This window comes from Streptomyces sp. NRRL B-24085, from assembly GCF_001282115.1.
Taxonomy (GTDB): domain Bacteria; phylum Actinomycetota; class Actinomycetes; order Streptomycetales; family Streptomycetaceae; genus Streptomyces.
The window spans coordinates 1-8380 of the sequence record NZ_LJBR01000384.1; the positions used below are offsets into that span (position 1 = coordinate 1).

At 72.1% G+C, this 8380-nt stretch carries 7 protein-coding genes; 5 read left to right on the forward strand and 2 right to left on the reverse strand.

The features are described 5' to 3' along the window. Positions 1-2102, reverse strand: a 2102-nt coding sequence (helR, locus tag AOJ26_RS33860) for an RNA polymerase recycling motor ATPase HelR (RefSeq protein WP_053852198.1), incomplete at its 3' end; no start/stop codon positions are given. 323 nt (positions 2103-2425) lie between these two features. Between helR and AOJ26_RS33865 the strand changes: the two genes are divergently transcribed. The 4 genes from AOJ26_RS33865 (at position 2426) to AOJ26_RS33880 (ending at position 6287) form a co-directional block, all read left to right on the forward strand. Then, the gene (locus AOJ26_RS33865; protein WP_053852199.1) at positions 2426-3094 is read left to right on the forward strand and encodes a glycoside hydrolase family 11 protein; all 669 of its coding nucleotides are present in this window, start codon (positions 2426-2428) and stop codon (positions 3092-3094) included. Then, positions 3094-3771, forward strand: coding sequence for a polysaccharide deacetylase family protein (locus tag AOJ26_RS33870; RefSeq protein WP_053852200.1), 678 nt, complete (start codon positions 3094-3096; stop codon positions 3769-3771). Before AOJ26_RS33865 ends, AOJ26_RS33870 begins: the two co-directional genes overlap by 1 nt. 312 nt (positions 3772-4083) lie before the next feature. Beyond that, on the forward strand, positions 4084-5001 hold the full coding sequence (locus AOJ26_RS33875) for an N-acetylmuramoyl-L-alanine amidase (protein ID WP_053852201.1): 918 nt from the start codon (positions 4084-4086) through the stop codon (positions 4999-5001). 140 nt (positions 5002-5141) lie between these two features. Beyond that, complete coding sequence (locus tag AOJ26_RS33880) at positions 5142-6287, forward strand: DUF2235 domain-containing protein (RefSeq protein ID WP_234358740.1); 1146 nt, start codon at positions 5142-5144, stop codon at positions 6285-6287. On the opposite strand, the gene AOJ26_RS33885 is transcribed toward AOJ26_RS33880, so the two are convergent. After that, on the reverse strand, positions 6259-7467 hold the full coding sequence (locus AOJ26_RS33885; RefSeq protein WP_053852202.1) for an MFS transporter: 1209 nt from the start codon (positions 7465-7467) through the stop codon (positions 6259-6261). The genes AOJ26_RS33880 and AOJ26_RS33885 overlap by 29 nt on opposite strands. Before the next feature lie 72 nt (positions 7468-7539). Between AOJ26_RS33885 and AOJ26_RS33890 the strand changes: the two genes are divergently transcribed. Continuing rightward, on the forward strand, positions 7540-8380 hold an 841-nt coding region (locus AOJ26_RS33890), incomplete at its 3' end, for a hypothetical protein (protein ID WP_053852203.1).

An 8380-nucleotide genomic window follows, 5' to 3' on the forward strand; every position in this document is an offset into this window, starting at 1 on the left:
TACCGGTCCACCGCCCCCTGCACGCCCTCCCCGAAGTTCTGCGGGTCCACGAGGATCACCAGGTCGAATTCGAGGCCCTTCGAGAGAGCCGGGGGCAGGGAGCGGACCCGGGGGGTGGGCTTGAAGTCCGGGGCGCCGATGACGCAGGCGATGCCGTCCGGGTGGTCCTCGAGCCATCGGTCCAGCACCGTCGGCAGGTCCGTCAGCGGGCCGTACGTCACCGGGACGCCCGTGCTGCGGATCGAGGTGGGGACGTTGGCGTCCGGGAGGGCGGTGCGGATGACCGGCTCGGCCTCCTTCATGATCTCTTCCGGGGTGCGGTAGTTGACGGTCAGGGAGGCCATCTCGACGCGGTCGAGGCCCACCCGTGCGAGCCTGTCCTGCCAGGACTCCGTGAAGCCGCGCCTCGCCTGGGCGCGGTCGCCGACGATGGTGAAGCTGCGGGACGGGCAGCGCAGCAGCAGCATCTGCCACTCCGCGTCGGTCAGTTCCTGCGCCTCGTCGACCACGACGTGCGCGAAGGGGCCGGCGAGCAGGTCGGGGTCGCTCACCTGAAGGGCGCTCTCGTCGACCAGGGCGTCGTGGAAGTCCTCGCCGCGCAGCATCGTCACCAGGCCCATGCCGTACTCGTCGTCGGCGACCGCGCTCAGGTTCTCCACGACGGTCGCCATGCGCTCGCGCTCGGCGGCGGCGGTGGCCTCGTTGCGGCGCTTGCGGAGCGAGGCGCGGGGGTCGCCGAGCCGTTGCCGTGCCGCGTCCAGGAGCGGCAGGTCGGACACCGTCCAGGCCTGGCCGTCGGCGCGCTGGAGCTGTCGTACCTCGTCGCGGTCCAGCCAGGGGGCGCACATCCGCAGGTAGGCCGGGACGGTCCACAGGTCGGAGACCAGGTCGGCGGCCTCCAGGAGCGGCCACGCGCGGTTGAAGGCGGTGAGCAGCTCCCTGTTCTGGCGCAGCGACTTGCGCAGCAGCGCCTCCGGGGCGTCGCCCTCGTGCCGGTCCACCAGGATGGTGAGCAGTTCGTTCCAGACCTGGTCGCGGGCGTCGTTGTGCGGGGCGCCCTCCGCGGCGTCGAAGGCCTCGGCCCAGTCGGCGGCGGTCAGCGGGATGTCGGACCAGTGGGTGGTGACGGTCATGCCCTCGGTGGGCGGCTCCTCGTAGAAGCGGACGGCCTTCTCGATGGCCTTCACCAGGTCCGCGGACGACTTCAGGCGGGCCACCTCCGGGTCGGTCTCGATCCCTGCCGTGGCTCCCTCGGCCACGAGGTCCCTGAGGACGCAGGTCTGCACGCCCTCCTCGCCGAGGCTGGGCAGGACGTCGGAGACGTAGGCCAGGTAGGGCCGGTGCGGGCCGACGAACAGCACGCCGCCGCGGCGGTGTCCGAGGCGCGGGTCGGAGTGCAGCAGGTAGGCGGAGCGGTGCAGGGCGACGACGGTCTTGCCGGTGCCGGGACCGCCGTCGACGACGAGGGCGCCCCGGGAGCTCGCGCGGATGATGGCGTCCTGGTCGGCCTGGATGGTGCCGAGGACGTCCCGCATGCGTTCCGAGCGGTCGCTGCCGAGGCTGGCGATGAAGGCGGACTGGTCGTCGAGGGAGGCGTGGTGACCGGCGAAGCCGTCCGGGGCGAACACCTCGTCCCAGTAGTCGCCGATGCGGCCGTTCTTCCAGCGGTACCTGCGGCGGCTGGCCAGGCCCATCGGGTTGGCGTGGGTGGCTCCGAAGAACGGCTCGGCGGCGGGGGAACGCCAGTCGACGAGCAGCCGGCGGCCCGTGCTGTCGGTGAGTCCGAGCCGTCCGACGTACACGGGCTCGGGGTCGTCCGCGTGGACCATGTGTCCGAGGCACAGGTCCAGGCCGAAGCGGCGCAGGGTGCGCAGCCGGGCGCTGAGGCGGTGGATCTCCGTGTCGCGGTCCATGGCCTCCTGGCCGATCCCGCCGGGCGCCCGGAGGGTGGCGGCGAGGGTGTCGGACAGTTCGGCGATCGTCTGCTCCAGGCACTCCGCGATGGCCGCGAAGTGTTCCTCGTCGGCGGCGGTCAGCGTCGGGTCGGCCTTGGCGGCAAGGCGCTCGGGAAGGTCGAACACGCTGGTGGGCAGGGTACTCAAGAGGACAGCTCCGGGGTGGGGTCGGCGGCCGTGGGGCCTACGGCCGGTAAGTGTGCGCCTTCACCGGGGCCTTGCCGCAAGTCCCCCGGTGCGCTATAGGTTGAACATGGCAAGGAGGTACTGACTCCCTGCCTTTTCTTTTGCCTCCGATCATCCGGAAGCTCTTCGAAACATTCGAACATTGCTCGGCCCCATTGACCCCCATCCCCCTGCGATCTTCCGAAAGATTTCGCTGGTTTGCTGAGGTGGGAGGGCTCTCGAAGCATTCGAAACATCCGTCGAAACTGTTGACGCTTGACAGGGGCAGGCCAAAACTGTGGGGCATGACTGACACACCCGCACACCCGACGCGCCGCAGCGTCTGCGGCCTCCTGCTGGCCACCGGCGCCACGCTGGCCCTGCCCGGCACCGCCGAGGCGGCCACGGTCATCACCACGAACCAGACCGGGACCAACAACGGCTACTACTACTCGTTCTGGACGGACGCCCAGGGCACGGTCTCCATGACCCTGAACAACGGCGGGAACTACAGCACGTCCTGGCGCAACACCGGCAACTTCGTGGCCGGCAAGGGCTGGAGCAACGGCTCCCGCAGGACCGTGAGCTACTCCGGCAGCTTCAACCCGTCCGGCAACGCCTACCTCGCCCTGTACGGCTGGACGTCCAACCCGCTCGTCGAGTACTACGTCGTCGACAACTGGGGCACCTACCGGCCCACCGGGACGTACAAGGGCACCGTCAGCAGCGACGGCGGAACGTACGACATCTACCAGACCACCCGCTACAACGCCCCGTCCGTGGAAGGCACCAAGACCTTCAACCAGTACTGGAGCGTCCGGCAGTCCCGGCGGACCGGCGGCACCATCACCACCGGCAACCACTTCGACGCCTGGGCCCGGGCCGGCATGCCGATGGGCAGCTTCAAGTACTACATGATCCTCGCGACCGAGGGTTACCAGAGCAGCGGCAACTCCAACATCACGGTGGCGTGATGAGGGGCCGGGCGCACCTCCCGTTACTGGCGGCCGCCGCCCTGGCAGCCGCCGGCACCCTCACCGTCCCCGCAGCCGCGGCCCCCGGGCAGGCCGCCGCCTGCTCCGGCTACGTCGGTCTCACCTTCGACGACGGCCCGGGCAGCGGCACCACCGCCCTGCTGGGCTCCCTGAAGCAGTACGGCCTCCGGGCCACCATGTTCAACACGGGCCAGAACGCCGCCGCCAACCCGGCACTCGTCAGGGCCCAGGTCAGCGCCGGGATGTGGGTCGGCAACCACAGCTACACGCACCCGCATCTGACCCAGCAGAGCCAGGCCACGGTCGACTCGGAGATCTCCCGCACCCAGCAGGCGATCGCGAACGCCGGCGGCGGCACACCGAGGCTGTTCCGCCCGCCGTACGGCGAGACCAACGCCACGGTGAAGGCCGTGGAGGCCAGGTACGGACTGACCGAGATCATCTGGAACGTCGACTCGCAGGACTGGAACAACGCCAGTACGGACGCGATCGTCGCGGCGGCCGGCCGGCTCACCGACGGGCAGGTCATCCTCATGCACGACTGGCCCGCCAACACCCGCGCGGCGATCCCGCGCATCGCGCAGACACTGGCCGCCAAGGGGCTGTGCGCGGGCATGATCTCGCCCCAGACCGGCCGCGCGGTGGCACCGGGCTGATCCGCCCGGCCGCGGCGACACGGCCGCGGTGACACGGCCACGACCATCTGGCCACAACCATCCGGCCCCGTCCCGTCCGGGTTCGGCGCGGCGGTCGTTTCCCCTTCGGGCCGCCGCGCCGGACACGGGTGCGGGGTGACTCCGTTCGGCTGTGAATGCCGCGATTTCCCCGACGGAGCGGGCCACGGCCCGCAATCATGAGCGGCGGGCGGGGCGGGCAGGCCCCGCCGCACGCCGTCCGTACGCCAACGCACATGATCCGTCACCCACTTGACGCGTCGTCGGCGCGTCGCCCCGGAGGGAACCGCAGTCATGGCCACTCCCCTGTCCGCCGCGAAGATGCTCGCCGCACTGAAGGCCGAGGGCCTCACCGTGCACGAGCACGCCGGCTGGAAGACCCACAACCGCGACGCGGCGTCCGGGAAGTCCTTCGGACCCGTCATCGGGGTGCTGATCCACCACACCGGCGGCCACGACGACAAGGAGCTCTGCTTCAAGGGCAGATCAGACCTTCCGGGACCGCTGTGCCACGCCTGGCTCGGCAAGACCGCCGGACTGTGGATGATCGGCAACGGCCGTACCAACCACGCCGGTTACGCCGACATCGATGTCCTGAACGCCATCCGCGACGAGAAGCCCCTCCCCCACGACGACGTGGCGAAGGCGGACGGCAACGACTGCCTGTACGGCCTGGAGATCGAGAACCGCGGCAAGGGCGGCGACCCTTACCCGGCGGCGCAGTACCGGCAGGCCGTGCTGTGGGCGGCGGCGATCTGCCGGGCGCACGGCTGGAGCGAGAAGTCCGTCGCCGGGCACAAGGAGTGCCAGCCCGGGAAGATCGACCCGAGCTTCGACATGGACGACTTCCGGGCCGCGGTGAAGAAGCAGCTCGCCGCCGGGCCCGGAGCGACGGTTCCGACGAAGCCGGCGGGCAAGCCCCGCGTCGACCTGTCCCGGCTGGTGGCGGCGGCCAGGACCGACCCCGGTGCCAAGCAGGGCCACGTCAGCTACCTGACCGGCACCAACCTCACCGAGGCCGCCCTCGTCGAACTCGGCTACCTCTCCAAGTCGTACGCCGGGGACGGGTCGTTCGGCAGCACGACCGTCGCCGCCTACGCCAAGTGGCAGCGCCACCTCGGCTACACCGGCGCCGACGCCAACGGCATCCCCGGCAAGATCTCCCTGTCCAGGCTGGGCGAGAGGACGGGACTCTTCACCGTCGTGGCCTGACCCGCGCACCCCGCCGCCGACCCGCCGCCGACCCGCTCCGGGGCGCCGAGTTGCGGGTCGGCGCGGTCCCTGCGGTACTGGCTGTATCTACCGAGCAGTCGCGGGGTCCTCTCTACAGGGTCGACGGGGAGAGGAGGCACATGATGGCCAAGCGTCTGGTGGTCTGCTGCGACGGGACCTGGAATCTCGCCGACCAGCCGAGCAAGACGAACGTCGCCAAGGTGGCCCTGGCCGTACGGCGACGCACCGCTGCCGGAACGGAACAGCGGGTGTACTACCACAGCGGGGTCGGCACGAGCCGGAAGGACCGGTTGCGGGGCGGGGCCTTCGGCATGGGCCTGTCGCGCAACGTCCTCGACGCCTACCGCTTCCTGATCCACACCTACGAACCCGGGGACGCCCTGTACCTGTTCGGGTTCAGCCGGGGCGCGTTCACCGCGCGCAGCCTGGCCGGTCTGGTGCGCAACTGCGGCATCCTGCGCCCGGAACAGGCCGACCGGATCGACGAGGCGTGGGCGCTGTACCGCAGCCGCGCCGACAAACCGACCAGCGTGGCCGCGACCCTGTTCCGCGGGGCGTACTCGTACGAGACGGAGATCCGTTTCGTGGGCGTCTGGGACACGGTCGGCTCCCTGGGCATCCCGGTCCCGGCGCCCCGGTTCCTCCAGCCGCTCGTCGACCGCTTCAACCACCGCTGGGCCTTCCACGACACCACCCTCAGCAAGTCGGTGAACGGCGCCTTCCACGCCCTGGCCGTCGATGAGGAGCGCTCGGCGTTCCCGCCGACCCTGTGGCGGCAGGAGAAGGGGGCCGACAGGGACCAGGAGCTGAGGCAGGTGTGGTTCGCCGGGGTGCACCTCTCCGTCGGGGGCGGCGAGAAGGACTCGGGCCTGTCCGACATCACCCTGCTGTGGATGGCCCGGCAGGCCGCCCGGTACGGCCTGGAGTTCGACCCCGCGGTCCTCAGCGCGGAGGGGCCGGACAGCATGCGCCCGCAGGAGTGCGCCGACTTCGCCGTCCAGCCCGACCCGATGGGCCCGTGGAACCCCTCCCGGAAAGGCTTCTACCGGCTCTTCAAGCCCCTGCACCGGCCCGTCGGGCAGGAGAAGGACAAGCAGGGCCGCCCCGTCGGCAACGAGCACCTGGCGGACACGGTGCTGCGCCGCCGCGAGGGCGACCCCGGCTACCGTCCGCCGGCGCTCGAGACCTACCTGAGGGACGTCGGGGAGCGGGACGTCGACGCGGTCCCGCTCAGCTTCAGCCGTGCGCCCGTCGAGGTTCCCTGAGGCCCGCGGTCCCCTCGTCAGGGCCTGGGCGCCGCTCCAGTACGAAGAGCGCCAGGGTCACCGCGGTCGACAGAGCCGCCATCAGGCTCATCGCCGTTGCCGGGGAGGTCAGTTGGGCCAGCGTGCCGGCGAGGACCGCGCCGATGCCCTGGAGGGCGACCATGCCGGTGCTGTGCAGACCGAGCGCCTGGCCCGCCAGCTCGTCGGGGGTGAGGGCCATCAGGCGTTCCTGGAGGACCAGACTCGCGGCGAAGCCGACGGAGGCCACGGCGGCGGCCACAGCCCCCGGCGCCACCGGCGGCCGTAGGAAGAAGAACAGGTAGGGCGCGGCCAGGAGCAGGCGCAGCGGGGTCGCGAGCCGCGGCCGCAGCGCGGGCGGCACCAGGCGGCCGACCGCCAGATCGCCCACGAACATGCCCAGCGCCCCGCACGCGTACATCGTGCCGGCGGCCGCTGGGGCGTAGGAGACGTAGAGCGAGTCGCCGCCCACCACCAGGCCGTTGGGGACCCACAGGCCCAGGAAGACCAGGCGGCGGGGGCGGGAGGACCACAGCAGGGCGTTGGTGCGCCAGGTCGCGGAGAGGGACGGGCGGCCCGCCGAGCGCGGTGGGCGGGCAGTGAGGCCCAGGCGGGTGACGAGGGCCGAGAGCAGATGGAGCGCCGCTGTCAGGAGCAGGCAGGCGCGCGGGGTCAGGAGCGTCAGCAGGGCGCCGCCCGCCGCGAAGCCGGTGATCTGGATGAGCCCCCAGAGCATGTTGAAGACCGAACGGCCCAGGACGTAGCCGTCCTTGGGGAGGATGTCGTTCATCAGTCCGCCGCGCACTCCCCCACCCAGCGAGGCGACCAGCCCCTGGAGGAGCAGCACGACGAAGACGGCCCGGACGGGCAGGCCGGGCAGCGCCAGTACCGCCGTTCCCGCCGCGAAGGCGAGGGAGATGACGGTCAGGAGCGCGCGCGGGGGCAGCCGGTCGGCGCCCGAGAGCAGGAACGCGGCCCCCAGCAACTGCGCGAGCTGCGGCCCGAACATGCTCACCGCCGACAGCAGCGGGGAACCGGTGGCCCGGTAGACCAGGGTGGCGAGGGCGAGGCCGCCGATCGTCTGGGCGGCGGCGTGGGCGGCGAAGGAGAGGAGAAAAGGGGCGTATTCCGGGGTGCGGAGGAGGGTGCGGTAGCTGCGCATGCGGGGGAGTCTCGGAGCGGGCGGCGGCTGACGGTTAGTGTTTCGCGCGGTCGCGAAACCTCGGGGGGCTGCATGGGCTGGTGGCAGGTCGACGGGGACACCCTCGTCCGCAGCCGGTTCGTGGTCTGCCCGTTCACCGAGACCTTCGCGACCCTGCGGCTGCTGGACCGGGGGGTCGGCGCCCACCCGGGCGAGGACTCCTGGCTCCGCGCCCATCTGCCCGGCTACCGCGCCCGGCTCGCGGCCGACCCGGTGACCGCGCTGCTGGTGCGCTCCGGGATGGGCACCTCCTGGATCGCCGACTTCCTCGCGCCCCTGCCGCGCGAGGGCACGCCCCTGGCGGACACCCTGGCGCGGATCCGGGCCACCGATCCCGCTGTCGCGCGGGCCGACCTCCAGGTCTCGCTGCGCGGCCCGCTGCCCGCCGCCCTGGACCGCGACGACCTCCCCGAGCGGGCGGCCGCGCTCCTCGCCTGGGTCTGGACGGCGACCGTACGGCCGTACTGGGACCGCCGTCGGCGGATCCTGGAGGCGGACGTCGTGGCCCGGACCGCGCAGGTGAGCCGGGGCGGCTGGGCGGCCGTCATCGACTCCCTGCTGCCGGGCCAGACCCGCTGGCTCGGCGGCAACCGGCTCCAGGTGAACCGGCACGAGCGCCCGCCCCGCGACATCCGCGGCGCCGAACTCGTCTTCGTCCCGGTCACACCGGGGCGCGGCTGGGCGACGTGGGAGGAACCGGGCCGCTACGCCCTCGTCTACGGCTGCGCGGGCGCCCTCGCCGACCCGGGCGCCCGGAGCGTGCCCGCGAGCCTCGGCACCCTGCTCGGTGCCGGGCGGGCCCGGGTGTTCGTCCTCCTGGACTCCCCGCTGAGCACCAGCCAGCTCGTCGCCGTGACCGGGCAGGGGCTGGGGT

What these genes read in the sequence shown, in the direction of transcription:
- AOJ26_RS33870 (WP_053852200.1), top strand. Translation starts at nt 3,094, where the DNA reads ATGAGGGGCCGGGCGCACCTCCCGTTACTGGCGGCCGCCGCCCTGGCA.
- AOJ26_RS33865 (WP_053852199.1), top strand. Translation starts at nt 2,426, where the DNA reads ATGACTGACACACCCGCACACCCGACGCGCCGCAGCGTCTGCGGCCTC.
- AOJ26_RS33885 (WP_053852202.1), bottom strand. Translation starts at nt 7,467, where the DNA reads ATGCGCAGCTACCGCACCCTCCTCCGCACCCCGGAATACGCCCCTTTT.
- AOJ26_RS33880 (WP_234358740.1), top strand. Translation starts at nt 5,142, where the DNA reads ATGATGGCCAAGCGTCTGGTGGTCTGCTGCGACGGGACCTGGAATCTC.
- AOJ26_RS33875 (WP_053852201.1), top strand. Translation starts at nt 4,084, where the DNA reads ATGGCCACTCCCCTGTCCGCCGCGAAGATGCTCGCCGCACTGAAGGCC.